Annotated in this window: 22 protein-coding genes; 14 read left to right on the forward strand and 8 right to left on the reverse strand. The window is 64.0% G+C overall.

Annotated features, from left to right (window positions below):
• Positions 1–259: 259 nt before the first annotated feature.
• The 3 genes from moaA to gph all read right to left on the reverse strand — a co-directional run bounded on the left by moaA (position 260) and on the right by gph (position 2,691).
• Positions 260–1,285, reverse strand: a complete 1,026-nt coding sequence (gene moaA / locus HZB49_RS06130) for a GTP 3',8-cyclase MoaA (RefSeq protein ID WP_291609618.1) — start codon at positions 1,283–1,285, stop codon at positions 260–262.
• Positions 1,286–1,409: 124 nt separating this feature from the next.
• Complete coding sequence (locus HZB49_RS06135) at positions 1,410–1,868, reverse strand: hypothetical protein (protein WP_291609619.1); 459 nt, start codon at positions 1,866–1,868, stop codon at positions 1,410–1,412.
• Positions 1,869–2,010: 142 nt separating this feature from the next.
• Positions 2,011–2,691 carry a phosphoglycolate phosphatase gene (gph, locus tag HZB49_RS06140; RefSeq protein ID WP_291609620.1) on the reverse strand — a complete coding sequence of 227 codons (681 nt, stop codon included), beginning with the start codon at positions 2,689–2,691 and terminating at the stop codon, positions 2,011–2,013.
• A gap of 167 nt (positions 2,692–2,858) precedes the next feature.
• On the opposite strand from gph, the gene rpiA reads away from it, so the two are divergent.
• The 4 genes from rpiA to HZB49_RS06160 all read left to right on the forward strand — a co-directional run bounded on the left by rpiA (position 2,859) and on the right by HZB49_RS06160 (position 6,536).
• Positions 2,859–3,557 (forward strand): ribose-5-phosphate isomerase RpiA, encoded by a 699-nt coding sequence (gene rpiA / locus HZB49_RS06145; RefSeq protein WP_291609621.1) that lies wholly within the window; start codon positions 2,859–2,861, stop codon positions 3,555–3,557.
• Positions 3,558–3,580: 23 nt separating this feature from the next.
• Entirely contained in the window at positions 3,581–4,132 is a 552-nt protein-coding gene (locus tag HZB49_RS06150; RefSeq protein WP_291609622.1) for a DUF2059 domain-containing protein, read from the forward strand.
• Positions 4,133–4,162: 30 nt separating this feature from the next.
• Positions 4,163–5,548, forward strand: a complete 1,386-nt coding sequence (gene gor / locus HZB49_RS06155) for a glutathione-disulfide reductase (RefSeq protein WP_291609623.1) — start codon at positions 4,163–4,165, stop codon at positions 5,546–5,548.
• Between the two features lie 160 nt (positions 5,549–5,708).
• Positions 5,709–6,536 carry a hypothetical protein gene (locus tag HZB49_RS06160; RefSeq protein WP_291609624.1) on the forward strand — a complete coding sequence of 276 codons (828 nt, stop codon included), beginning with the start codon at positions 5,709–5,711 and terminating at the stop codon, positions 6,534–6,536.
• Positions 6,537–6,555: 19 nt separating this feature from the next.
• On the opposite strand, the gene HZB49_RS06165 is transcribed toward HZB49_RS06160, so the two are convergent.
• Complete coding sequence (locus tag HZB49_RS06165) at positions 6,556–7,794, reverse strand: serine hydrolase domain-containing protein (protein WP_291609625.1); 1,239 nt, start codon at positions 7,792–7,794, stop codon at positions 6,556–6,558.
• A gap of 6 nt (positions 7,795–7,800) precedes the next feature.
• Positions 7,801–8,889, reverse strand: coding sequence for a TRAP transporter substrate-binding protein (locus HZB49_RS06170; RefSeq protein WP_291609626.1), 1,089 nt, complete (start codon positions 8,887–8,889; stop codon positions 7,801–7,803).
• 374 nt (positions 8,890–9,263) lie between these two features.
• On the opposite strand from HZB49_RS06170, the gene HZB49_RS06175 reads away from it, so the two are divergent.
• Both HZB49_RS06175 and HZB49_RS06180 read left to right on the forward strand, forming a co-directional pair.
• Positions 9,264–10,508, forward strand: a complete 1,245-nt coding sequence (locus HZB49_RS06175; protein WP_291609627.1) for a GGDEF domain-containing protein — start codon at positions 9,264–9,266, stop codon at positions 10,506–10,508.
• A 240-nt stretch (positions 10,509–10,748) separates the two neighbouring features.
• On the forward strand, positions 10,749–11,342 hold the full coding sequence (locus HZB49_RS06180) for a Crp/Fnr family transcriptional regulator (RefSeq protein WP_291609628.1): 594 nt from the start codon (positions 10,749–10,751) through the stop codon (positions 11,340–11,342).
• A 141-nt stretch (positions 11,343–11,483) separates the two neighbouring features.
• Here HZB49_RS06180 and HZB49_RS06185 read toward each other — a convergent pair whose 3' ends face one another.
• Complete coding sequence (locus HZB49_RS06185; protein WP_291609629.1) at positions 11,484–11,939, reverse strand: protoglobin domain-containing protein; 456 nt, start codon at positions 11,937–11,939, stop codon at positions 11,484–11,486.
• Between the two features lie 228 nt (positions 11,940–12,167).
• On the opposite strand from HZB49_RS06185, the gene HZB49_RS06190 reads away from it, so the two are divergent.
• The 3 genes from HZB49_RS06190 (at position 12,168) to HZB49_RS06200 (ending at position 15,362) form a co-directional block, all read left to right on the forward strand.
• Positions 12,168–12,509, forward strand: coding sequence for a hypothetical protein (locus HZB49_RS06190; RefSeq protein ID WP_291609630.1), 342 nt, complete (start codon positions 12,168–12,170; stop codon positions 12,507–12,509).
• A gap of 110 nt (positions 12,510–12,619) precedes the next feature.
• Complete coding sequence (locus tag HZB49_RS06195; protein WP_291609631.1) at positions 12,620–14,710, forward strand: protein-disulfide reductase DsbD domain-containing protein; 2,091 nt, start codon at positions 12,620–12,622, stop codon at positions 14,708–14,710.
• 28 nt (positions 14,711–14,738) lie between these two features.
• Complete coding sequence (locus tag HZB49_RS06200) at positions 14,739–15,362, forward strand: thioredoxin family protein (protein ID WP_291609632.1); 624 nt, start codon at positions 14,739–14,741, stop codon at positions 15,360–15,362.
• Positions 15,363–15,429: 67 nt separating this feature from the next.
• Here the strand turns inward: HZB49_RS06200 and HZB49_RS06205 are convergent, their stop codons facing one another.
• On the reverse strand, positions 15,430–16,029 hold the full coding sequence (locus HZB49_RS06205; protein ID WP_291609633.1) for a TetR/AcrR family transcriptional regulator: 600 nt from the start codon (positions 16,027–16,029) through the stop codon (positions 15,430–15,432).
• A gap of 150 nt (positions 16,030–16,179) precedes the next feature.
• Between HZB49_RS06205 and HZB49_RS06210 the strand changes: the two genes are divergently transcribed.
• The 5 genes from HZB49_RS06210 (at position 16,180) to HZB49_RS06230 (ending at position 21,428) form a co-directional block, all read left to right on the forward strand.
• Positions 16,180–16,557 (forward strand): tautomerase family protein, encoded by a 378-nt coding sequence (locus HZB49_RS06210; protein ID WP_291609634.1) that lies wholly within the window; start codon positions 16,180–16,182, stop codon positions 16,555–16,557.
• Positions 16,558–16,870: 313 nt separating this feature from the next.
• Positions 16,871–17,002, forward strand: a complete 132-nt coding sequence (locus tag HZB49_RS06215; protein WP_291609635.1) for a hypothetical protein — start codon at positions 16,871–16,873, stop codon at positions 17,000–17,002.
• Positions 17,003–17,028: 26 nt separating this feature from the next.
• Complete coding sequence (locus HZB49_RS06220) at positions 17,029–17,322, forward strand: transcriptional regulator (RefSeq protein ID WP_291609636.1); 294 nt, start codon at positions 17,029–17,031, stop codon at positions 17,320–17,322.
• 185 nt (positions 17,323–17,507) lie between these two features.
• Positions 17,508–18,719, forward strand: coding sequence for a methionine adenosyltransferase (locus HZB49_RS06225; RefSeq protein ID WP_291609637.1), 1,212 nt, complete (start codon positions 17,508–17,510; stop codon positions 18,717–18,719).
• Between the two features lie 249 nt (positions 18,720–18,968).
• Positions 18,969–21,428, forward strand: coding sequence for a patatin-like protein (locus HZB49_RS06230; RefSeq protein ID WP_291609638.1), 2,460 nt, complete (start codon positions 18,969–18,971; stop codon positions 21,426–21,428).
• A gap of 12 nt (positions 21,429–21,440) precedes the next feature.
• Here the strand turns inward: HZB49_RS06230 and HZB49_RS06235 are convergent, their stop codons facing one another.
• Positions 21,441–23,591: a tetratricopeptide repeat protein gene (locus HZB49_RS06235; RefSeq protein ID WP_365857440.1), complete on the reverse strand. Its 2,151-nt coding sequence runs from the start codon at positions 23,589–23,591 to the stop codon at positions 21,441–21,443.
• Between the last annotated feature and the right edge of the window lie 207 nt (positions 23,592–23,798).

Below are 23,798 nucleotides of genomic sequence, written 5' to 3' on the forward strand. Positions count from 1 at the left end.
TGTTGGGCACCGCTACGCCGCCGCGCGCCGAACGCACGGAACCGTCACACACCTGCAGCAGTGATTGCAACGAAAGTCCTCCCCCTTCACGTGCTTCGCCGTCTTGGCTGTCCCCAACGGAAACAACGGCCTGTTGTCCGGCCGCGCAGGCTTGAAGCACGGGCACCATTTCAGCGCGCCTTGCCGCCGTCAATCGGAAAATGGACAAATTGACGCGGGGGTAAGCGGTTAGGCAGGCCGGGGCCGGCGGGCAGCGAATTCAGCCGCCGGTCACGCTCATGTGGCGGCTGACGCTCGGCCGGTTGTGGCGGCGGTCGATGATGAAGTCGTGCCCCCTCGGCTTCAGCCCGATGGCGCGATCGATCGCCGCGGAAAGCAGCTCGTCATCGGGCGAAATGCGCAACGGTTTGCGCAAATCGGAGGCATCTTCATGCCCGAGGCAGGTGTGCAGCGTACCGGTGCAAGTGATGCGGACCCGGTTGCAGGATTCGCAGAAGTTGTGCGTCATCGGCGTGATGAAGCCGAGCTTGCCGCCGGTCTCGGCCACGCGCACATAGCGGGCAGGGCCGCCGGTGGTCTCGTCGAGATCGGTCAGCGTGAACTGCTGGGCGAGCCGTGTCCGCAACAGCGACAGCGGCACATACTGGTCGATGCGGCCTTCGCCGACATCTCCCATCGGCATAACCTCGATCAAGGTAAGCGCCATGCCCTTGCCGTGCGCCCATTGCATCAGCGCGGGGATCTCGTCCTCGTTGAGGTTCTTCAGCGCGACCGCATTGATCTTCACCGCCAGGCCGGCAGCGCGCGCCGCCTCGATGCCCGCCAGCACCTTGTCGATATCGCCCCAGCGGGTGATGGCGCGGAACTTGTCGGCATCCAGCGTGTCCAGCGACACGTTGATGCGGCGGACGCCGCAATCGGCGAGTTCGGCGGCAAAGCGCGCGAGCTGCGAGCCGTTGGTGGTCAGCGTCAGCTCGTCCAGCGCGCCGGTCTTGAGGTGGCGCGACAGCGAACGTACCAGCGACATCACGTTGCGGCGGACCAGCGGCTCGCCGCCGGTGAGGCGCAGCTTGCGCACGCCCTTGGCGATAAAGGCGGAGCACAGCCGGTCGAGTTCTTCCAGCGTCAGCAGGTCGGCCTTCGGCAGGAAGGTCATGTCCTCCGACATGCAATAGAAGCAGCGCAGATCGCAACGATCGGTGACCGATACGCGCAGATAGCGGATGGTCCGGCCGAACGGATCGACCATCGGTCCAAGCAACGCCTGTTCGGAACTAGCGCTCATTCAATCCGTGCCGTCTTGCTCGCTTTGCGGAGGCAGCGCCCGAGCGCCCCTTTGGCACACAATGTAGGCAGATTGCAATGCACCCACAATCCGCGTGAACGGATCGGCCGATCGGCAAGACGGATCAGCGCGTCGGCGGCGGCGGATTGGGGAAGGGGGAGGCCGCAGGGGCAGCCGCTGACGCCGGGGGCTTTGGCTTCTTCGGCTTGGCGCGGATCGGCTTGGGCGGGCCGGCTGGCTTCAACTCGACAAAGACCGGATTGGGCTCGATCGTCGTTATGGCCGGCGTTGGCACCTCGCCCGTGTTGTCGCCAGGGGTGTAGGTGACCTGCACTGGCACGGTAGCCGGCTGGAACTTGTTCATCGTGAAGGTCACGGAGAAGCCGGTTTCGCCGGCGGGGATATTGACCGAGCAGGGGGTCTTGCAGGTCTGCCCGTTGGAAGTGCGCGCCTCGGCGCCCGAGGGGACGGATTCCAGCGTCACCGGCACCGTCGGCGGCGTAGACTTGAAGGAATCGAACGAAAAGGAGGCGCAGCCGGAAAGCCCCATTCCTGCCACGGCGACCACGATGACACGACGCATGACCGTCACTCTAACTGTGGCGAACCGCCACAATCCCCGGTGGCGACCTTAGGAGCGTCGGAAATGCGGCGCAACGGTGCGCAGCCTCATAGTTAACTGATGGTTAACGGCAAAAGCTCAGAGAAAGTCTGGAAAAATCAATCTATTGCTTTGATTTCAGGATGCTTTCGACGGCTTCCGGCAGTTCGTTCATATGCCCGATCAGGCGATCCGGCTTGAGTTCCGCGATCGGCACGTCGGTGTAGCCGAACGAGACGCCGACCACGGGAATGCCGGCCCGGCGGGCCGCCCCGATGTCGGTTCCGGAATCCCCGACCATGACCGATGCCGGGGAGTGCCCGCCGGCCCGGGCGATGGTCTGGTGCAGGATGGCCGGGTCGGGCTTGGCCACGCCGAACGTGTCCGCGCCGCAGATCGCCGCAAACCGGCGCGTCATGCCCAGCCGGTCCAGCAGCAGTTTCGAAAGCCATTCGAGCTTGTTGGTGCAGACCGCGAAGCGATAGCCGCTCGCTTCGAGGTCATCCAGTGCCGCCTCCAGGCCTTCGAAAGCACGCGACTCGTCGGCGATGTGCTCGGCGTAATAATCGATGAAATCGCGCATCATGCGGTCGAGTTCGCCGACGGTGACGGTGACGCCCTCGACCTCTAGGCCGCGCTCGATCAGCTTGCGCGCGCCCGCGCCGATCATGTTGCGTGCGGAAGCGAGCGGGACCGGCGGCAGCCCCTCGCGGTCGAGCACGAAGTTCAGGGCGTTGATCAGGTCCGGCGCGGTGTCGACGAGCGTGCCGTCGAGATCGAATACGACAATGCGGGGAGAGGTCATGGTCGAAGTCGCTATCGGTCGGGAGGCGCAGGTGCAAGTGGGCAGCTGCTGAAATAGCTGCAAAACCGGGTCCTTTTGCCCCGGATAGCCCGCTTTCGGCGCTGTTCCTGCGTCGAAAACGACGCTAGATATCCCCGCCAGCAGGGCCCCCGGGAGCATCATCGCACGTGGACATGGAAGCACTCAAACGGCAGGCGGCGGCGCGCGCCCTGGAGCGGGTCACTGGCGGCATGAAGCTCGGGCTCGGCACCGGCTCGACCGCGCGGCATTTCGTGGACCTCCTGGGCGAGAAGGTGCGTGCCGGCATGAAGGTGATCGGCGTGCCGACGTCGGAAGCGACCCGCGCCCAGGCCGAGCAGTGCGGCATTGCGTTGACCACGCTGGACGAGGTCGACCGGCTCGACCTGACGGTGGACGGCGCCGATGAGGTCGATCCCGCGCTCAATTTGATCAAGGGCGGGGGCGGGGCGTTGTTGCGGGAGAAGATCGTCGCGGCCGCGTCGGATCGCATGATCGTGATCGCGGATGAGACCAAGTGGGTCGATACGCTCGGCCGCTTCCCCCTGCCTGTGGAGGTGATCCCCTTCGGGCTCGGCGCCACGAGGCGGGCCATGGAACAGGCATTTGCGGTGGCCGGCGTTTCCGGGCAAATGGTGCTCCGAAAGGGCAAGGACGGCCATGCTTTTGTCACCGATGGTGGCCACTGGATCGTCGACGGCCATCTCGGCCGGATCGCGGACGCGCCGCGTCTGGCGAGCCTGCTGAATGCGATCCCCGGAGTGGTCGAGACCGGACTGTTCGTCGGCCTCGCCAGCACGGTGATCCTGGCGGGTGTAAACGGAATTCGCGTTGTTGAACGGCGGTGACGCCGAAATCGAGGAGAATTGGAATGAAGGGCTTTTCGGGAATCTTGTCGGCGGCTGGTCTTGCGGCCACCCTTGCGCTGTCTGGCGTTCCCGCCATGGCACAGGCGCCGAAGCAGGGCGCTGCGCCCGCGGCCAACTCGCAGCCGCTCAAGCAGGCCTCGCCGGCTGCGCTCGCCGCGGCCAAGGAAATCCTGGTCATGAAAAACGCGGCTGCCATGTATCAGGCGGCCGTTCCCAACATCGTCGAGCAGACCAAGAATGCGCTGATCCAGAATAATCTCAACTACCAGAAGGATATCGGCGAAGTGGCCGTCGTCGTCGCCAAGAACCTGGCCGGCCGCGAAAAGGAGATCGGCGAGGGCATGGCACTGGTCTATGCCAACGAGTTCTCCGAGCAGGAGCTGAAGGACCTCGTCACTTTCTACAAGTCGCCGCTCGGCCAGAAGCTGCTCGCGACCGAGCCGCGCGCCATCCAGTTCAGCATGTCCTACATGAACCAGTGGGCGACGATGTTTGCCGGAGTCGTGAACGAGGCGTTCCGTGAAGAGATGAAGAAGCGCAACAAGCCGATCTGATCGCGGTCGGCTGAGAAGGGCAGGGCCGCCATGGCTGAGTTCGACGTCGATCTCTTCGTCATCGGGGGCGGCTCGGGCGGCGTTCGCGCCGCCCGCATCGCGGCCGGCCATGGCGCCAGGGTGATGGTCGCCGAAGAGTACCGGATGGGCGGCACATGCGTGATCCGCGGCTGCGTGCCGAAGAAGCTGTTCGTGCTCGGCTCGCATGTCCATCAGGAGATCGAGGACGCCGCGGGCTTCGGCTGGACCATTCCGCAGGCGACGTTCGACTGGCCGACGCTGATCGTCAACAAGGACAAGGAGATCGCGCGGCTGGAAGCGGCCTACACCGCCAACGTCGAAAAATCCGGCGCGCAAATCGTCAAGTCGCGTGCGGTATTCGAAGAACCGCACACGCTGCTGCTTGCCGACGGCAGGAAGGTGACTGCCAAATACGTGCTGATCGCCACGGGCGGCCGCCCCAACCACGGCGCGGAAATCCCGGGCATCGAGCACGTCATCTCGTCCGACGAGGCGTTTCATCTGCCGCAATTGCCGAAGCGCGTGGTGGTGCAGGGCGGCGGCTATATCGCGCTGGAATTCGCCTGCATCTTCGCCGGCTACGGCAGCGACGTCACGCTGGTCTATCGCGGCGACAACATCCTGCGCGGCTTCGACGACGATGTGCGCGCGCATGTGCGCAAGGAGGTCGAGAAGCGCGGCATCACCGTGATCACCGGCTGCACCATCGACAAGGTGGAGAAGCACGGCAATGAGTTCACCTCGCACTTGTCCGGCGGTTCGAGCCTTGCCTCGGATCGCGTGATGTTCGCGATCGGCCGGCATCCCAACGTCGCCAATCTCGGGCTGGAGAAGGCCGGCGTTGCCATTAATCCGAAGAACGGCGGGATCGCCACCGATGGCTGGTCGAAGACCTCCGTGCCGCACATCTATGCCATCGGCGACGTCACCCACCGCGTCAACCTGACGCCGGTCGCGATCCGCGAGGGCCATGCCTTTGCCGACACCGTGTTCGGCGAGCGGCCGGTCGAGGTCGACCACAGCAACATCCCGACCGCGGTGTTCTCGCAGCCGGAAGTCGGCACCGTCGGCCTGTCGGAGACGGACGCCCGCGCGAAATTCAGCCACGTCGACATCTACAAGGCCGAGTTCCGGCCGATCAAGGCGACCATGTCGGGCCGCGACACCCGGGTGCTGATGAAGCTCGTGGTCGACGGCACCACCGACCGCGTGCTGGGCTGTCACATCGTCGGCGATGCCGCCGCCGAGATCATCCAGGCCGTTGCGATTGCCGTGAAGATGAAGGCCACCAAGGCCGACTTCGACGCCACCATGGCGCTGCATCCGACCGCCGCGGAAGAGCTGGTGACGATGCGCACGCCGACCGCGCGCCACGTGCGGCAGGCGGCGGAGTAGGGACGGCCTTCCCACTCAACCGTCCCTGCGAAATTGGCTGTCGTAACCGCGGTCGACGGGAGCACAATTCCCGTGCGCCGAATCCCGGAGTTGATTCACCTCAACCATGTAGCGCGGCTCGCCGGCTAGGTTGAAGGCAGGCAAAAGCGGGCTTGCGGCAATGATCCAGGACGTCATCAGGCTGGTGCGGGGATACACGGACGCTCTGTTTGCAGGTTTCACCAAGGCAGCGAAGAATGGACGGAAAGTCATCTATCCCTGGGGCCTAATGGGCCGCGGCTACGTCATCGCCACCGACGAGATCGAGGAGCAGCTGAAGCAGCGATACGCGGTCTCCGTTGTCGTCGTGACCATTCTCCTGGGAATTGCGTTCTCATTCGGAGGATTCGCCGGAGGACTTGGCGTCCTCATCCTTTGCCTTGTCGGCTATGTCGTCTATGTGAAACGGCTTGTGGCCGGCATGGAGTCCTCGGACGAAGGGTTACCGCTGGTGGAGGCCTACGCCGCCACGGCGCGGGCGTACAGCCCTCGCCAGTTATGGTCATGGGTGTACTGCGGACTTGTGCTGATCGGCCTCGGTATCGCGGTCATCCTCACCGGACAGTCCGGTTCCATCAAGCCGGAGCTTGGGATTCTTCCCGAACTGGTAGTCTTCTTCGGCTTCGGGATCCTTGTCACTGCTTTTGGCGGTTGGATGCTGTTCCTGCGCCGCGGCGTCGATCAGTCGGGGGCCGCCGCTCCTCCGCCCGCCAGCAAATCGATCATGGCAGAAGAGATCGGTTTCTACTTCACGGGCCAGATGGGCCCGCTTCGCGCCGGGCTTATCGCATTCTTCGGTCTCGCACTGTCGGGCGCCGGCATCTTTATGCTGCTGATCGACAGTGCGGAGCGTTCCATGGAAACCGTCGGCATGGTCGTATTGTTCGGACTCATCGCCGCGTGGGGCATCGCCGAACTCGTGCTGCGCTATCGCGAGCGCCATCGCTAGCCGATCGCCATCTCCGACGTCACTGTCCCGCATTCACCAGGCGGTAGACGCCGCGCTCGAAGGCATCGTAGACGGCCAGCGCCTTGGCATCGGCGAACGGCAGGAACTGCATCATGATGACGCCGGCAATGCCGCCGACGGGATCGATCCAGAAGAACGTGTTGTTGATGCCGCCCCAGCTCAGGCTGCCGGGCGCGCGCTTGCCGGCCACCCGGTCGGCGGTGATGAGGAAGCCGAGCCCCCATTTGTCGCGACCGTCGGCGATGAAGGTGAAGTCGGCACTGCGCGGCAATGCGCTCTTGAGCGCGGGCACCGAGACCGCGCCGATATGGTTCTCCCCCATCAGCGCCACCGTCTCGGCCTTGAGCACGCGCTGCCCCTCGAGTTCGCCGCCGTTGAGCCACATGCGCATGAAACGCCCGTAGTCCGCAGCGGTCGAGGCGAGGCCCCCGCCGCCGATCGGCGCGGCGATGCTGAGCCCGGGCTGCGGATTCTGCAATTCGATGTCGCCGTCCATGCGCGCGCCGGAGCGCTGCTGCTGCGCGACGAGGCGCGGCCCCTTGGCTTCGGGCACGTTGTAGGACGTGTCGTCCATCCCGAGCGGGCCAAGGATGTGGCCGCGGAAATAGTCCTCGAGCTTCTCGCCCGACACCGCCTCGACCAGGCGGCCGACGACATCGGTGCTGGTGCTGTAGTGCCAGCGTTCGCCCGGATCGAACAGCAGCGGGCCGCCGAACGGCCAGGATTTGCCGTCGCGCGGCCTGAAGTCGCGCCAGATCTCGCTGGTGAAGGGATAGGCCAATCCCGACGTGTGGGTGAGGAAATGCCTGACGGTCGGCGGCTTCGATGCCGGACGCAGCCGATAGGCTCCGCTCGCCGCGTCGAAAGACTCGAAGACCTCGGGGTTCGCCAGCTCCGGCAGGTAGTTTTCGGCGGGGTCATCGAGACCGAGGCGGCCTCGCTCGACGAGTTGCATGAGGGCGAGCGAGGTAATCGGCTTGGTCATCGAGGCGATGCGAAACAGCGCATCTTGCGTGACCGGGCGTCCCGTCGCGACATCGGCCACGCCGAACGCGCCCTCGTAGAGCACGCGCTCGCGGTTCGTGACCAGCGCGACCACGCCCGGCACATCCCTGCGCCCGACCGCCGCGCACAGGCTGTCGTCGATCGCCGCACTCTCCGGTGCATTTCGTGCGCCGGCCGGCATGCCAGCCGCAACGCCCGCGGCGGCCGCCGCTTCCGCAGTCTTCCGATCCATGCCGGCTCAGCCCTTGCGCATTTTGCCGAGCAGGTAGTTGTCGTAGTAGTTCTCCGCGATCTGCGTGTAGGAGAGCACTTCCTTCATGTAGGCGTCGTGGCTCTCCTTGGTCTTCTTGAACAGCGCGCTCTTGGCGGCCAATTCGTTCAGGTGGTCTTGCGTGGCCTGGTAGCAGGCATCCATGACCGGTTGCGGGAATGCGCGCAATTCGGCGCCGCCCGCAATGAGCCGCTTCAGGGCCGCGGGGTTCACGCTGTCATACTTCTCGATCATCCAGGCACCTGCCGCCGTGCCGGCCTGGGTGAGGATCGCCTGGTATGGCTTGGGAAGCGCGTTCCACTTCTCCTCGTTGACGATCATGTGCAGCATGGCGCCGCCTTCCCACCAGCCTGGGAAGTAGTAGTACTTCGCCACTTTGTAGAAGCCGAGCTTCTCGTCGTCGTAGGGGCCGACGAATTCCGCCGCGTCGATCGAGCCCTTCTCGAGCGCCGGGTAGACTTCGCCGCCCGCAATCTGCTGCGGCACGATGCCGAGCCTGGCCAGCACATGGCCGCCCATGCCCGCGATGCGGAATTTCAGGCCCTTGAGGTCGTCGACCGTCTTGATCTCCTTGCGGAACCAGCCGCCCATTTGCGTGCCGGAATTGCCGCACAGGATGGCGTGCGCCTTGAACGGCTTGAGGGCTTCGTTGCAGAGGTCGGCGCCGCCGCCGAACGTCCACCAGGAATGCTGATGGCGGTGGTTCATGCCGAACGGCGCACCCGTCGCATAGGCCAGCGCCGGCTCCTTGCCGATGTAGAAATAGAGCGGCGTCTGCGCCATCTCCACGGTCGCCGAGCTCACGGCATCGAGCGCCTGCAGGCCGGGCACGATCTCGCCCGCCGCAAAGGTCTGGATCTGAAACTTGCCGTCGGTGGCATCGGCAACATATTTCGCAAAGGTCTGCGCCGTGCCGAAAATAGTATCGAGCGACTTCGGAAAGCTCGAGGTCAGGCGCCACTTGATCTCGGGCGAGCCCTGCGCGATGGCAGGTGCTGCAACCAGCGTCGTCGCGCCGGCCAGCGCGCTGCCTTTGAGGAACGTACGGCGTTTCATGATGTGATAGCTCCCTTGAATTGCAAATCTGTCGGCGCGAGCAAAGGGCCGCCCGGGGCCGTTCGACCGCATCATAGCGAACTTTGACGCACATGTCGCTTTTGGAGGCAAGGGGAAGGCGGCGTCGCGGCGTGCGACCGAAGCTGCGAGTTGCCCCATCATAGGCGCGATGGCCATCCGGCGGATTGGTTAATCATCGATGCCATCCCCTTGATGCAGGTTTTGCCGGGCGGGATCGGATACGGCAATCAGGCTCGCTCCCGCCGCGCGTTTCGCCACACTCCGAATGGGCGACATGATCCAGGTAAAGTCCCGTAGGAGCCGGTTAGGAATTTGCAGATTACCGTGCGTCCGGGTGGGGAGAGCGCAAGGAAATGAAATCACGCAACCGGCGGCCGGTTGCCGCAGCTGACGGTGCGGGCCGTCATCGGCTCGATCACACGGTGCTGACGAGCCTGCTGGCGCCGATCGGACATTCCTTCGAAGTCTCGCGAGAGCGCCGCCGCCTGATACGGTCGCGCGTGCGAATGGCCGCGGGCGCCCTGTTCGTCATGACGCTGGCGTGGATCGTGGTAGATGCCTGCACGATGCGCTGGCCCTACTGGGGTATCGTGGCGGCCGAGCGGATGATTGCCGCAGGCGCATTCGCGCTTCTTGCATTTGGACCGCGCGCCCTGCTGCCGGCGGGACAGTTCACGGCGGTAGGGGCCCTGGTCCTGATCCCCATCTTCTTTCTGCTGGGTGTCCATTCGGCGGTCGACGGCTTTTCCGCGATCGGCGATTCCGTATTCGTGTCGACGGCGTATCTGTACGCGCCTTTCCTGATCGCGGTCAGTTTCAGCGTATTTCCGTTGACCGCGCTCGAAAGCGTCATCCTGAGCCTGCCTGTCCTTGCGCTGGCGATGTTGTCGGTAGCTTCCAGGCCCGAGCTGTTTGCCTCGCCCTCGGCTACGTTGCTTCGGCTGGGCCTCATCATCTCCGTCGCGGCATTCGCGTCGATGAGCCAGCTCCGGCTGCTGATCGGACTCACGGAGCATTCGGTGCGCGACCGGCTCACCGGCGCGTTGACGCGGCGCGCAGGCGAGCTGAGGCTGCGAAGCGAGTTCTCGCGCGCATTGCGCAGGAAGCAACCGATGACCGTGGCCTTCATCGACATCGACAACTTCAAGGCCGTCAACGACAAGTTCGGGCACGTTGCCGGCGACGATGTATTGCGCGAGGCGGCCCATTCCATCGACGACATCCTCGAACAGAGCGGCTTTCTCATCCGCTGGGGCGGCGAGGAATTCGTGCTCTGCATGCCGCGTGCGGACCTGGCTGCGGCGCATCGGCGGATCGAGGCAATCGGGGCTCATGGGCTCGGAGAGCGCCCGGAGGGCGGGCAGGTAACGGCGAGCCTCGGATTTGCAGAGTACAGCAGCGAGGGCATCGACGATGCCCTGACCCTGGTCAGGGTCGCCGATGAGCGCATGTATGGGGCGAAAGCGGCGGGCAGGAATTGCTACCTGGATGGTTCGGGTGCCTCGGCCTGCTTCATTAGAGTTGCCCGGCCTTCCTCGTTCGCCTGTGCAGGCACTGGGGCACGCGCTGCCGGCAGGCTTCGTCTCGTCGTTGACTAACCCGCGAGTCACTCTCATAAGTAATTGAGCACCGCTGAGAGGGCTTGATGCAGGTTGTTAACCTGGATCAAGGCCGTCGCCGGTGCGCAAACCCGGCAATGTAGCGGTCAACATCCATCAATGAATAACTTGTCGCCGTGCGCAGCGTGCCCGCATTATGCACTCGGCTTTTGCGATGCGGTCCTGGGCCACTCGGGGGACGCCGGGCCGGAAGCGCCCAAGCGATGGCAATATCATCGCGTGGTGCCCGCCGGCGACCAGATCGTTGCGCGAAATCACCGCTATCCCGATGTGTTCGTGCTGTGCGTCGGCTGGGGATTTCGTTTCGTGCAGCTTGCGGACGGACGCCGCCAGATCCTGCAATTCCTGCTGCCGGGCGATCTCTTCTCGGTCGCTTCGGTGTTCGAAGAGCGCGCGCATTTCTCGGTGAAGGCCCTTACCGAGGCTCAGGTCAGCGGCATGCGCAGAGGTGAGGTCAAGAGCCGCCTTGCGGAAAATCCGGCGGTGGTCGCGGCGCTGGCCCGAACCTGTTCGGCGGAGACGGAATGCTCAGACGAGATGGCGGTCGTGCTCGGTCAGTATTCGGCGGAAGAGAGAATTGCCTTCCTGCTGCTGCATCTGATGCGGCGCATCGCTGCCCGCAGCGTAATCCGCGGCGGGCAATATCCGTTTCCGCTGCGGCAGCAGCACATCGCGGACGCCGTCGGCGTGACGGCGGTGCACGTGAGCAGGACACTCGGCGCGTTTCGCGACCGCGGCGTCGTCGAGTTCTCGAACGGGGTGCTCCGGGTGCTCGACCAGAATGAACTGGAGCGGATCGGTTCATTGAACTGACCCGGCAGCCGGCGGGTACCAGAGCGTTTTCAAGCGAAGCCTGTCCCGCACTTGATGCGGGATGGATACCGGTTGGCGTGAAGAAAACGCGTCAAGGCAGGAATCCAGAGCTTCGGTTCTGATTCAATCAGAGCCGAAGCGTTAATCTATCCAGACGCTGGTGTAGGAAGACAGCGAGACTGCCATGTCGAGCGCAAGGTACTTGCCCAGCGTTGCGACCAGGTTCGGCTTCGAATGACCCGGCAGCGGGCCGTCAAGGATTTCGTCCGAAAGCTCGGCGCTCAATTTCGCGTAGCAGGCGACGTGCCACTTGCAATCCAGCCCCATTTCGCAATGCCTGATTCCCATCAGGGATGCACTGCTGAAATATTCCTGATCGAACTTGCTGTCGAACAGTCTTTGCCAGCGCCGGCAGTGCCCTGTCCTGAGTTGCTCGATCTGCTCGGTAGTCGGGGAATTCGGAATGACGGTGCGGACGGCCTGGTAGAAGCGATCGGTCACGACCAGCGCACGGTGCTCGGCCACAGGCCAGATCAGGCGCGCCAGCCTCTGCGAGGGAGCGTCGATTTCCAGAAAACTGATCAGCGCGTCATTCATGATACGGAGAGACTAGGCGAGCGGGCTTAAAGCTCCCTAGCGCCGACTTGATGCATGTTATCCCTCGCGGCCCGTTTTCCACGGGATGGCCGCAACCTTTCCAGGGCGCGCCAGGAGGCAACGACCGGCAGGGGCGGCATTCGGCACGCCGGCGTTCGGCTTGACACGCCGTTTGGCGGACGGAATAACCGGCACATTGGAGCACTTCGGATGTCGACCGTGGATGTGATGGCCGAGGACGACCCCATCGACGAGATCGCAACGATTGAAGGCCGGCTCGAGGAGCTTGCCGCAGTTTCGGAGCGATGCAGGAAGATCATTCTGGTTTCCAAGGCGGCTATCGGCGGCGGCATTGCATTGCTGCTCGGCATGATGGCCGGCCTGCTCGGACCCAGTCAGGTCGCCGCCATCGGATCGATCGCCGCGGTTCTCGGCGGCATCGTGTCGCTTGGATCGAACGTCAGCACGCTGCAACAGACGATGGCGGCGATGGACGCGGCCGAGCTGGCCCGCGCGGATCTGATCGGCAGGATGGACCTCAGGGTGGTAGGTGAGGGCACGCCAAGCTGATATGGTTCTTCTCACGGGCTTGTGATGCCGTGGTTTGCGCCATCGCGGGGTCCTTGAACAGGCGGGTGGTACAAACATCAATCGATCCTCACTCGCGCGTATCGAAGATCATGGTTCTTCACTTTCTCGGCCGCATCTTGAGCGTGGTCCTGTGCGCCGTCGCGCTCGGCACCGCTTCCGCGTCCGCGCAGGATGCGGCGAGCCTCGTCAAGGTCGAATTGCTGGCCGAGCCGTCCGCGATCGTGCCGGGCGAGCCATTCACCGTCGGCATCAAGCTGTCGATGAAGCAGCACTGGCACACCTACTGGCGCAATCCCGGCGATTCCGGCGAGCCGACGCAGGTAACGTGGAAGTTGCCGCAGGGCTTTGTGGCCGGCGAACTGCAATGGCCGGCGCCTTCGCTGATCCGGGTTGGGCCGGCCGCGAACTTCGGTTACGAAGGCGAGACAATCCTGCTGGCACGCGTTACGCCGCCGCGGGACTTGAAATCGGGTGCATCGGTCGATCTTGCCGCCGATGTCGCCTATCTCGTCTGCGAGAAAATCTGCATCCCCGGTGAAGCATCGGTCTCGCTTTCGCTTTCCGTCGCGGAGCCGGGCGCACCGTCGCGGGACAAAGCAGCCTTCGAAGCGGCGCGCAGCAGGCTGCCGCAGCCGTCGCCATGGAATGCGAGCTTCAGCGCCGACACGAAGGCGATCACGCTGTCGCTGCGCTCGGCCGACCTGCGCGGCGATGCCATCCGTTCGGCGACGTTCTTTCCGTACGACAACACGCTGATCGACAACGCCGCACGGCAAGGCCTGCGCGCGGACGGGCAGACGACGCGGCTCACGATCGAGCGCAGCCAGATTGCGAAGCAGGTTCCACAGCGCATCGAGGGTGTGCTGGTGCTGGAAGAAGACGTCGGCGGCAAGATCGTTCCGCATGCCTTCGCGATCGACGCGACGCGCTCTGCGGTTCCGGCGGCGGGGGAGGGCGGAATGACCCTGCTCTATGCCGTGGTTTCCGCGTTGATCGCAGGCGTCATCCTGAACTTCATGCCCTGCGTGTTTCCCGTGCTGTCGGTCAAGATCCTGTATCTGACGGAACACAGAGCGGAGACGCCGCGCCGCATTCGCCTGCATGGCATTGCCTATGTGCTCGGGATACTCGCGAGCTTCACCATGCTGGCCGGTGTGCTGCAGGGGCTGCGCGCCGGCGGTGCCGAGGTCGGCTGGGGTTTTCAGTTGCAGTCGCCGCTGACGGTAGCCGCCCTCGCGTTCATCCTGTTCGCGCTGGGCTTGAGCCTCTCCGGCATCCTGACCATCGGAACATCGCTGACGCGAATCGGCGGCAGCCGGCTACTGCAGAGCGGCGGATTGTCGGGCTCCTTTTTCGCCGGCGTGCTGGCAACGGTGGTGGCGACGCCATGCACCGCGCCCTTCATGGGCGCGTCGATCGGCTTTGCCCTGGTGCAACCCTTTGCCGTCGGGCTCGTCGTCTTCCTTGCGCTCGGGTTCGGGCTTGGGCTGCCGTTTCTGGCTCTCACCTTTGCGCCTGGCCTGCAACGGCTGCTGCCGCGGCCGGGACGCTGGATGGAAACGCTGAAGCAGGCTCTCGCTTTCCCGCTCTATGCGACCGTGGCCTGGCTGATCTGGGTTCTCAGTTTCCAGGTCGGTGCGTCGGGCTTGCTCGCAGCGCTCGCAGCGCTGGTACTGATTGCATTCGGCGCCTGGATCTTTCGGGTATCGCAGGAGCAGGGCCATGCTTCGGGTCGTGTGCTTCAGGGTATGACCGCCGCCATGGTTGCCGGCGTCGTGGCGCTGACGGTCCTGATCGACCGCGATCGGCCGACCGCGGCGAACGCCGGGTATGCCTCGAAGGCCTCATCCGAGGCGTTCAGCCAGCAGAAGCTCGATGCGCTGCTCGCTTCCGGACAGCCCGTGTTCGTCAACATGACGGCCGCATGGTGCATCACCTGCCTCGTCAATGAACGGACCGCGCTGTCGACGGACGCCGTGCGCGAGATGTTTGCCGGCAAGCGCGTTGCGTATCTGAAGGGCGACTGGACCAACCGCAATCCGGAGATCACACGCCTTCTTGAGCGGTTCGGCCGCAGCGGCGTGCCGCTTTATGTGCTATATCGCAGCGGCGGCGAGGCGGTCGTGCTGCCGCAAATTCTGACGCAGTCGCTCGTGCTTGATGCGCTGCAAGAAATCTGAACGGATTGCACCGGAACTGGAGACAGCAATGAACAGACGCACGTTCGCAACGATGTTCGCCTCTTCCGCCGCCGTCTTGCTGCTGGCCGTCGGGCCGTCGCATGCGGAGCCGAAGGTCGGCACACCGGCGCCGGCATTCTCGGCGGTGAACAGCGAGGGCAAGACGGTCAGGCTCAGCGACTTCAGCGGCAAGACGATCGTGCTGGAATGGACCAACGACGGCTGTCCCTATGTCCGCAAGCATTATGGCAGCGGCAACATGCAGTCCTTGCAGAAGAAATGGACCGATCAGGGCGTGGTCTGGCTGTCCGTCATCTCGTCGCCGCCCGGCGAGCAGGGCTTTGCGGATGGCGCCCGCGCCAACTCTCTCACCGCGGAACGCAAGGCGTCGCCGACGGCGGTGCTGCTCGACCCGAAGCAGCAGGTTGCGCGGGCCTATGGAGCGACCGTCACCCCGCACATGTACATCATCAAGCCGGACGGCACGCTCGCCTATGCCGGCGGCATCGACGACAAGGCGACGGCGCGCCCCGCCGACATCAAGGATGCGAAGAATTTCGTCGATGAGGCACTGGCCGAATTGAAGGCCGGCAAGCCGGTTTCGAATCCCGCCACGCGCGCCTATGGCTGCACGGTGAAATACTCATCGTAGGGTGCGCCTTGCACGCCTCCGGTTTTGCCCCCGCGTGACGAATATCGATCATGCGGGGCGCAGGCGGCTAGCGGCTCTCCTTGCCCAGCAGGAGATCGACCGTATGCGCGGCAATCCTGCGAAGCTGGGCCTCGTCGTCGAAGGCGCGTTCAAGCACGGCCAGTCCGCGCGTCACGGTGGCAATGTGGAGGGCAGCCATCGCGGGGTTGCCCTTGAACTCGCCCCGCGCGGCGCCCTCTGACAAGGTCTCCTGAACCAGGTCGGTGATGCGGGTCATCAGGCCTGCGAAGGCCTGGCGTGCGTTCTCATCCAATCCTTCATTCTCGCCAAACGTCAGTTCCATCAATCCCCGTGTCGTCGGGCATCCGCGGGGCGGTGAGCCCGAACGGAAGTTCCTGATGGTCACATCGAAAAACGCCGTCAGGCGCTTTCGCGGGCTGCCCGCGCCGAGCGCTTTTTGCAGCGTGTTGAGATATTCGCCGGCATAGCGCTCATAGGCGGTCAGGAACAATGCTTCCTTGCTGCCGAAGGCATTGTAGAGGCTGCCGCGCTGCACGCCCGCATCGCGCGCGATGTCCGAGAGCGATGTGCCGCGTACGCCCTTGCGCCAGAATTGCTCGAACGCGACGCGTAAGACCTCGTCGTGGTCGAACTCGCGCGGCCTCATATGTTGCTCCTCACGATAAGAGGCCGCGGCCAAATCCGGGTCTGGCACGAGGCAAAAAGTATTTGACACATCGTCAAGAACGTGGCTCTCATTTTAGACAACATGTCAAGAACCATGCAGCCGATGGTTCGTTTCGTCAAGGAGGATGCCATGCCGCTGATTCACATCTCGCTGCGCGCCGGCAAGCCGGACGCCTACCGGCAGGCGATCTTCGACGGCCTTTACCGCGCGATGCGCGAAGCGCTGGACGTGCCCGAGGACGACCAGTTCATGGTCATCACCGAGCATGACGCTGCGAACTTTCGCACCGGCAGCGCCTATGGTGTCGCGCGGACCAACGATGTCGTCTACATCCAGATCACGGTGTTCGACACCCGCACCGCGGAACAGAAGAAAGCGCTGTTCAAGCAGACCGCGGAGTTGCTCGGCAGGAACCCCGGCATCCGGCCGGAGAACGTGTTCGTGGTCGTACTCGAGTCCGCGAAAGAAAATTGGTCGGTCGGCCACGGCCTGGCGCAATTCGCTTGAGGCGGGCGCGAAATTACGACGCGTTCTACATAAGCGATCGCACTGAAGACAATCAGCTATTGCTGATAAGACGCCAATGGCGTCCTTTTTGCTCTGGAAGATTGGGCGCCAATGGCGTATATTGCCAAGGTGGCACGCCGACTCATTACTGTTGCAGAGACGCCTCTCTTCAGCCGCCAGGCTCTGCAAGTCTGGAACGAGGCCGAGCGAGAAGCCCCGTAATCCCGAGGAAGGAGACCTGATCCCGGAAACGGGGGGTGTGCGGAAGATCCGATGGGCGCGGCCCGGAAGCGGCAAACGCGGCGGCGCACGCGTGATCTATTTCTATCACAGCGGCGACCGGCCCCTCTATTTGCTGCTGGTCTATGCGAAAGCGCGTCAGGAGAACTTGACGGTGGAAGAGAAGAAGATCGTCCGAAAGCTGGCGGCGATCTTGAAAAGTTGAACGGCGGGTGAAGCAGGAACGAGGCCATGGGAAAGTTTGGCAAGGAACTGATCGAAAGCTTGAAACAAGCGGCGAGGCATGCCGCAGGCAAGAGAATACGGGGGGGCCGGGTGTCCAAAGTCGAATTGCCGGACGTGAAGGCCATACGCCTTTCGCTCCGGATGTCGCAACATCACTTCGCCGCGGCGTATCGGATTCCGCTTCCCACGTTGAAGAACTGGGAGCAGGGCAGGCGCATGCCCGATGCTCCGGCGGCTGCCTATCTGCTGGCGATCAAGCGGCGTCCCAGGGAAGTCATGGAGGCTGTCTCGCGTCCATGAGGCTTCTTGTGGTGGATGGCCTTGCGCAATTCGCCTGAGGGCGCGACACCGGTGGCCTCGCCACCTCGCTTGCTAGCAAGCGCAGCTATCGGCAATATGCAGCCGGAGTGCCGGGATTCATTCCGCGGCGCGCGCGGTTGCCGGGACGAGATCTTCGCAGAGGGTACCGTCACGGCGCCGCCAGAATGGGCGCTTCGATCATGACGCCTGCATTCGATCTGGTCATCTCGCCACTTGTCGTCACTGACGAAGTGGAGGTTGTCGAGCGCAAGGGTACCGGGCATCCGGACACGATCTGCGATGCGCTGGCAGAGACGTTTTCCCTCAATTTGTGCCGGGAGTACCTGAGGCGGACGGGCCGCGTGCTTCATCACAACGTCGACAAGGCGCTGTTGTGCGGGGGCCGGGCCGCGGCAGCCTTCGGCGGCGGCGAAGTGATCGAGCCGATCCGGATATTTCTGGCCGGACGCGCCGTCTCGGCCGTCGGGAACGAAATCATTCCGGTGCGCGACATTGCCGTCGAGGGATCGCGTGCATGGCTGAAGGCAAACCTGCATGCGCTTGACGCCGATCGACACTTCCTGATCGACGCGATGGTTCAGCAAGGCTCTCAGGACTTGCAGGCGCTCTTTGCGCGAAGCCATCAAGTGCCGTTGGCGAATGATACATCCTTCGGCGTCGGCCATGCTCCGCTGAGTGCGCTCGAACGGGCGGTGCTGGCGATCGAGCAGCGCCTGCATGCCCGCGATCGCAACCGCGACCGGCCTGCCTGGGGTGAAGACACCAAGGTCATGGCGGTGCGAAACGGCGGCCGTCTCGACCTGACGATTGCATGTGCCATGATCGGACGTCATCTCGAAGACGCCGAAGGCTACATCGAGCACAAGGCGGCGCTCGCCGCGTTGGCGCGTGATTGCGCCAGCGAGCACGGGTTTGCCGAATGCCACGTGGTGGTGAACGCCGCTGACGACATTGCGGCCGGCAGCCTGTATCTCACGGTCACCGGCACCTCGGCGGAGGCCGGCGATGACGGACAGGTCGGCCGTGGCAACCGCATCAACGGGCTCATCACGCCGTTGCGGCCCATGAGCCTTGAGGCCGCCGCGGGCAAGAACCCGGTCAGTCATGTCGGAAAGATCTACAATTTCCTGGCACGGCGCATCGCCGAGGCGATTGTCGTTGCCGTCCCGGAGGTGAGCCAGGTTCATTGCCTGATCGTGAGCCGGATCGGCGCGCCGATATCCGCGCCGGCACTGGTTCATCTCAGGCTTGCGACGAAGGATGGCACGCCGCCCGACGGGCTCCGCGCCACGACGACGGAACTGGTTGCGCATCACGTGGGGAAAGTCGAGGAACTCAGCCGCGAACTGATGTCAGGAAAAATGCAGGCGTACTGAACGACCGGACGCCAAATCTTGTCATTGAGCTAGCTCAACGCAACCTTGCAAGAATCCTCCTAACAGGATGTGTGTAACCGAACAACCTCCGGGTAGGGTGCTGAGGTTACAGGCCCGGCCTCCTAGGCACGCCGGGCCTTTTTCTTGCTGCTTCGCCTGCAGCCGTTCCGACGGCCCCGCAGTGCCCTGCCTATGGTATGCAAGATATTTCGTGATGCGTGATAAGATCCTTTCAGCATGGAGGAAGTCTTGCGTGAAAAGGAGCTCCGGGTTGCACTCGTCTGCTTTGGCGGCGCCTCGCTCGCAATCTACATGCACGGGATCACGAAGGAGATTCTGAAACTCGTGAGGGCGTCCGGTGCCCTTCATGCCATCGCCGACCGCAACAAGCGCTCGACCGCAGACTTCTTCGATGTTCGCAACCGGGCCGATCCCGAATACGACACCGAATCGATCTATTTCGACCTGCTGCGCGACATCGGGCGAACGGTCGATTTGCGGGTCATCGTCGACATCGTGGCGGGAGCCTCGGCGGGCGGCATCAACGGCATCATGCTGGCACGGGCGTTGAGCCATGACCTGCCGATGAGACGACTGCGGGACCTCTGGCTCGAGAATGCCGATGTCACCGAACTCCTGGCATCGGAAGCGAAGGCGCACGTATCCAGCAAGTGGTTTCTGCGGCCGTTGTTCTGGGTAGCGGGTCTGGCTGGCCTCGGAGCTGTCAGCGACCTGGAGGTTCGTTCCAAGCTTTCGCTGTTCGTGCGGTCCCGCTGGTTCGAGCCGCCGTTCGACGGCCCGAAGATGACCGCGCTGATGTACAACGCGGTGGCCGCCATGGGAGCGGGGGAAAAATCCTCGCTGCTTCCTTCCGGCCAGGGTCTCGACCTGTTCGTGACGCTGACCGATTTCAACGGTTACCAGCGGACCATGCAGATTCACAATCCGCCCGTCATTCACGAGCGCGAACACCGTCACCGGCTGCACTTCAGATACCGCAGGCGTCCGAGCGGAGCCGTCGAGAGCGATTTCGAGATGGTGAATGCGCCTGCGCTGGCTTTCGCCGCGCGCGCGACGTCGTCGATTCCCGGAGCGTTTCCGCCGGCACGCATCGTGGAGGTCGACGAGTTCCTGAGGCGGCGCTCCATCGATTGGCCGCGCCGCGCAGACTTCATTGCGCGCAATTTCGACAACTACGCACGGATGAACGTCGACGTTGCCTCCGTTCCGTTCATCGATGGCAGTGTCCTGAGCAGCCATCCCTTTCGGGAAGCGGTCGGTGCCATCCGTGGGCGGGCTGCCTACCGCGAGGTGGATCGACGGGTGGTCTATGTCGATCCCAACCCCACACCGGTCGGCTCGGCCGCGCATCACGGCATGCCGGGATTTTTTCCGACGCTGAAGGGCGCGTTGTCGGAGATCCCGTTGTCCCAGCCGGTGACCGATGAGCTCGGCTGGGTAGGCCAGTTCAACGAGCAAGTGCGCCGGCTAAGGGCGATCGTCGATAGCGCGCGGCCGCATGTCCGCCGGCTGGTCGGGGAGGTCATTGCCATCGACCACGAACAGCCGGTCAGCGAGGACCGGATTCGCGGCTGGCGCGAGCAGGCAAATATCAGGGCAGCCCGAGACGCCGGTTTCGCATACGATGCCTATGTACGCCTCAAGCTGGCTTCGGCGCGCGATTTCGTCAGCCGGCTGATCATGGAGATCCGCGGCGTTCATCCGGAATCCCCGTTCGCGCGGGCGATCACGGAGATCATGAACGCGTGGGCGGTCGAATCCGGCGTGACCTACGATCCCGCAGCCGGCAAGTCGTCAGCCGTGGAAGGCGCTGAAGGCTCTGACAATACCCCGAAATGGGTCGCCTTCCTGCTGGCGTTCGACGTCGACTACCGAATGCGCAGGCTGCGGTTCCTGATCGAGGGCCAGAATCGCATCTCGCAAATGCTCGGCTCGGGAGCATTCGAGGGTCTGGATTTCGCCGTCGTCGATCGCCTGAAGCGCAGGTTCTACGAATGCACCGAAGCGCTCGAACGAAGGGAGACGGCTGCCGCCGTCAATTCGGCTGCGCGCGATTTGGTGGAGGACATCTTCCGGATGGGACCGTCTCCGGCCGAAGCCAGGGAGATCGGCAAATATGCGCAGTCCTTCGCCGTGCGGCACAAGGACCGGATCGACGCACTCATCGAGCGCCTTGCTCTGGATATCGATCTCAAGGCCAGCACGTCGGACATTGACGTTCTTCTTGCGGAAACCGAGGGGTGGCCTCCGCTGGCGATGCGTGAGTTGCTCGTGAACTATCTCGGCTTTCCCTTCTGGGACATCGTGACGTTTCCGATCATGCCGTGGCGCGAGGCGGGGGAATTCAACGAGGTTCGCATCGACCGCATCAGCGCACAGGATGCCGTCGGCATCAACCGGCTGGGAGAGTTTCGCCTCAAGGGCACCGGGTTCAGTCAATCGGCGGCGTTTCTGTCGCGCGCGTACCGCGAGAACGACTACCTGCTGGGCCGTCTGCACGCCGTCGATCGCCTGATCGATATCGTCTCCGAGGCGGCCGGCCCCGATTCACAATCGCCGGCCGTCATCGCGGCGCTGAAGAGAAGAGGATTCTTGCGGATTCTGGATGCAGAGGAGCGCCATCTGCCCGCGTGTAGGCAATTGGTGGAGAAGCTGCGTGCCGCGCTCATGGCGGAGGGGACGGCCTGAAACGGCCTGGCCCTAGTTCGGCTTGTCGGCCTGTCGCCTGAGTTCCCCGATCAGGGCCGCGAGGTTGCGGTCATCCGGCGTGATCGCCGCGAGCCGTTCCGCGTAAATGAGCGCGGAGCTGGCGTTGCCTGCAAGGCGGTTGAACGAAACCAGCGCCGACAGGATATCTCTGTCGCTGGGATGACGTTTCAGCGCTTCGTTCAGGACCGTGATGGCCTCGTCGCGCCGGCCGGCAGAATGCAGCGCGACGGCGTAGACATAGGCGTAGCGGGAACGGTCCGGTTCGAGCTCGACGGCCTTCTGCAATTCGGCGAGCGCGTCGTCGGATCGCTTGAGGCGGGTCAATGTCAGGCCGAGCGTGTGATGCGGTGCTGCATCGCGCGGTGATGCCGCAAGCGCCGCTCGCAGGATCGCTTCGCCATCGCTGTCGCGGCCGAGTTGCCGGTAGAGGTCGGCGAGATTGATCGCCGCCGCCGTATATTGCGGGCTGAGTTTCAGCGCACCCTTGTACTCGGCCTCGGCATCGGCGGTCTGCCCGCGCTGGGCGAGGAAATTCCCGAGCGAGGTGCGGGCTTCGGGCCGCTCGGCATTGGCGCGCTGCGCGGCAACGAATTCCGCCGCCGCCTGGTCGAAGCGCGCGCGGTCGGCTGGCGGCTGGCTTGCGGTTGGAACGGAAGCGAGCAGGGCAGCCGCGCGGATGCGAACGCCGCGCACGGGATCGGAGAGCAGGGGCGAGGCCAGCGGCCAGATTTCTGCGGCGCTCGCATTCTCCAGCATGTCCAGTGCGCCGATCCGTACCATGGGATCGGGATCGGCGAGGCCGCGGCGCGCCTCGCCGATATTGCGGGTGGAGACGTAAGGCGCCAGCTCTCCCAGCGCCGCGGCACGCGCCACCGCGGGTGCATTTCCGTCAGCGGCGAGGACGGCGAGCAGCGCCGCTGCGTCGGTCCGGTCGCTGCGAGCGGCGTGGAACGCCGCTCCATAAGTCTGCAGGCCCTTGCGGGTGGGGCCGAACCATTCCTCGATTGCCTTGGCGGCCCAGGCCGCCGGCTTGTCGCGGTGGCAATCGTTGCACGCATTCGGCGTGCCGAGCGCAACGGAAAGATCGGGCCGCGGAACGCGGAACGCATGATCGTGGCGGGGATCGATCACCATATAGGTTCGTGCCTGCATGTGGCAGGAGATGCAGGTTGGCGCAGCATCGGCGGCGTGATGGCGATGCTTGGCGTCGGCGTATTTTTCGGGAGCATGGCATTGCAGGCAGACGCCTTCGCCGGAGATTTTCAGCTTTCCGCTGTGCGGCTCGTGACAATCGCTGCAGGTGACGCCGGCGGCGAACATCTTGCCCTGCTTGAACGGCGTGTAGTTGTAAGGCTCCTCGGCGTCGCGAATCTGGCCGTCGGCATGATAGGTGGTGCGCGCCAGCGGCTCGACCAGATGGGTCTGCGATAACCACTGGCCGGGCACCCAATCCTCATGGAAGGCAGCGCGGCGCGCGTGGCAGAGGCCGCAGGTCTCGACCTCCTTGCGCAGCGTGGCCGGCGCGACGCTGCGCCTCGCACTGCCAGTCTGCGCGTCGATCGGCCAGGCGACGTCGCGGCGCTCGTCGAAGCGCACCAGCAGTCCCTTGCTGGAATCCTCGCGTTTGCCGAACGGCCACCAGCTCCGTTGATCGCGTGCCCAAGCCGCGTGACGCGAGCCCTGTCCATGACAGGTCTCGCAACCCACGCTGATCTCCGCCGATGTCGTGGCAAAGCGATCAGTATTGGCGTCGTAGTTCTTGCGCAGGCCGGTCGAGTGGCACTCCGCGCACATGAAATTCCAGTTCTGGTTCAGCTTGGTCCAGTGCAGGACATCGTCGTGCCTGATCTCTTCATTGGGCGAGAGGTGAAACCAGCGCTGCCCGCCCTTGTCCGCAGGCCGGCTGTCCCAGGCGATCGACAGTGCCTGAAGGCGCCCGTCCGAAAACTCGACCAAATATTGTTGCAGCGGATCGATGCCGAAAGTGTACTTCACTTCGAAGACGGCGGGCTTGCCGTCGGGACCGTCGGTTTCGACCAGGAATTTGCCGTCCTTGCGGAAAAAGCGGGAGCGCAAGCCGAAATAGTCGAAGCTCTTGTCGTTGAAGTCGCCGAGTACCGTCTTGTCGGTGGCGTGCGCCATTGCTGCCTTGTGCTGCGAGGCGCTCCATAGCTTTGCTTCGCCCTGGTGGCAGCCGGCACAGGTCTCGCTGCCCACGTAAGTCGCTGGCGACGAATCCCGCGCATTGGAGGCCGGACCGCCAGGGTAGACCGTTTGAAAGACTGGGCCGGTCGCGAGCACGATCGCTGCCACGACGATGGCCGCAATCCAGATCGCGTGCCTGGAAAT

Source organism: Bradyrhizobium sp. (assembly GCF_016219575.1).
Lineage (GTDB): Bacteria > Pseudomonadota > Alphaproteobacteria > Rhizobiales > Xanthobacteraceae > Bradyrhizobium.

Coding starts and splice junctions, on each gene's coding strand:
- moaA (WP_291609618.1), bottom strand. CDS start 1,285: ATGAGCGCTAGTTCCGAACAGGCGTTGCTTGGACCGATGGTCGATCCG.
- HZB49_RS06135 (WP_291609619.1), bottom strand. CDS start 1,868: ATGCGTCGTGTCATCGTGGTCGCCGTGGCAGGAATGGGGCTTTCCGGC.
- gph (WP_291609620.1), bottom strand. CDS start 2,691: ATGACCTCTCCCCGCATTGTCGTATTCGATCTCGACGGCACGCTCGTC.
- HZB49_RS06150 (WP_291609622.1), top strand. CDS start 3,581: ATGAAGGGCTTTTCGGGAATCTTGTCGGCGGCTGGTCTTGCGGCCACC.
- gor (WP_291609623.1), top strand. CDS start 4,163: ATGGCTGAGTTCGACGTCGATCTCTTCGTCATCGGGGGCGGCTCGGGC.
- HZB49_RS06160 (WP_291609624.1), top strand. CDS start 5,709: ATGATCCAGGACGTCATCAGGCTGGTGCGGGGATACACGGACGCTCTG.
- HZB49_RS06165 (WP_291609625.1), bottom strand. CDS start 7,794: ATGGATCGGAAGACTGCGGAAGCGGCGGCCGCCGCGGGCGTTGCGGCT.
- HZB49_RS06170 (WP_291609626.1), bottom strand. CDS start 8,889: ATGAAACGCCGTACGTTCCTCAAAGGCAGCGCGCTGGCCGGCGCGACG.
- HZB49_RS06175 (WP_291609627.1), top strand. CDS start 9,264: ATGAAATCACGCAACCGGCGGCCGGTTGCCGCAGCTGACGGTGCGGGC.
- HZB49_RS06185 (WP_291609629.1), bottom strand. CDS start 11,939: ATGAATGACGCGCTGATCAGTTTTCTGGAAATCGACGCTCCCTCGCAG.
- HZB49_RS06190 (WP_291609630.1), top strand. CDS start 12,168: ATGGCCGAGGACGACCCCATCGACGAGATCGCAACGATTGAAGGCCGG.
- HZB49_RS06195 (WP_291609631.1), top strand. CDS start 12,620: ATGGTTCTTCACTTTCTCGGCCGCATCTTGAGCGTGGTCCTGTGCGCC.
- HZB49_RS06200 (WP_291609632.1), top strand. CDS start 14,739: ATGAACAGACGCACGTTCGCAACGATGTTCGCCTCTTCCGCCGCCGTC.
- HZB49_RS06205 (WP_291609633.1), bottom strand. CDS start 16,029: ATGAGGCCGCGCGAGTTCGACCACGACGAGGTCTTACGCGTCGCGTTC.
- HZB49_RS06210 (WP_291609634.1), top strand. CDS start 16,180: ATGCCGCTGATTCACATCTCGCTGCGCGCCGGCAAGCCGGACGCCTAC.
- HZB49_RS06220 (WP_291609636.1), top strand. CDS start 17,029: ATGGGAAAGTTTGGCAAGGAACTGATCGAAAGCTTGAAACAAGCGGCG.
- HZB49_RS06225 (WP_291609637.1), top strand. CDS start 17,508: ATGGGCGCTTCGATCATGACGCCTGCATTCGATCTGGTCATCTCGCCA.
- HZB49_RS06235 (WP_365857440.1), bottom strand. CDS start 23,591: ATGGCGCACGCCACCGACAAGACGGTACTCGGCGACTTCAACGACAAG.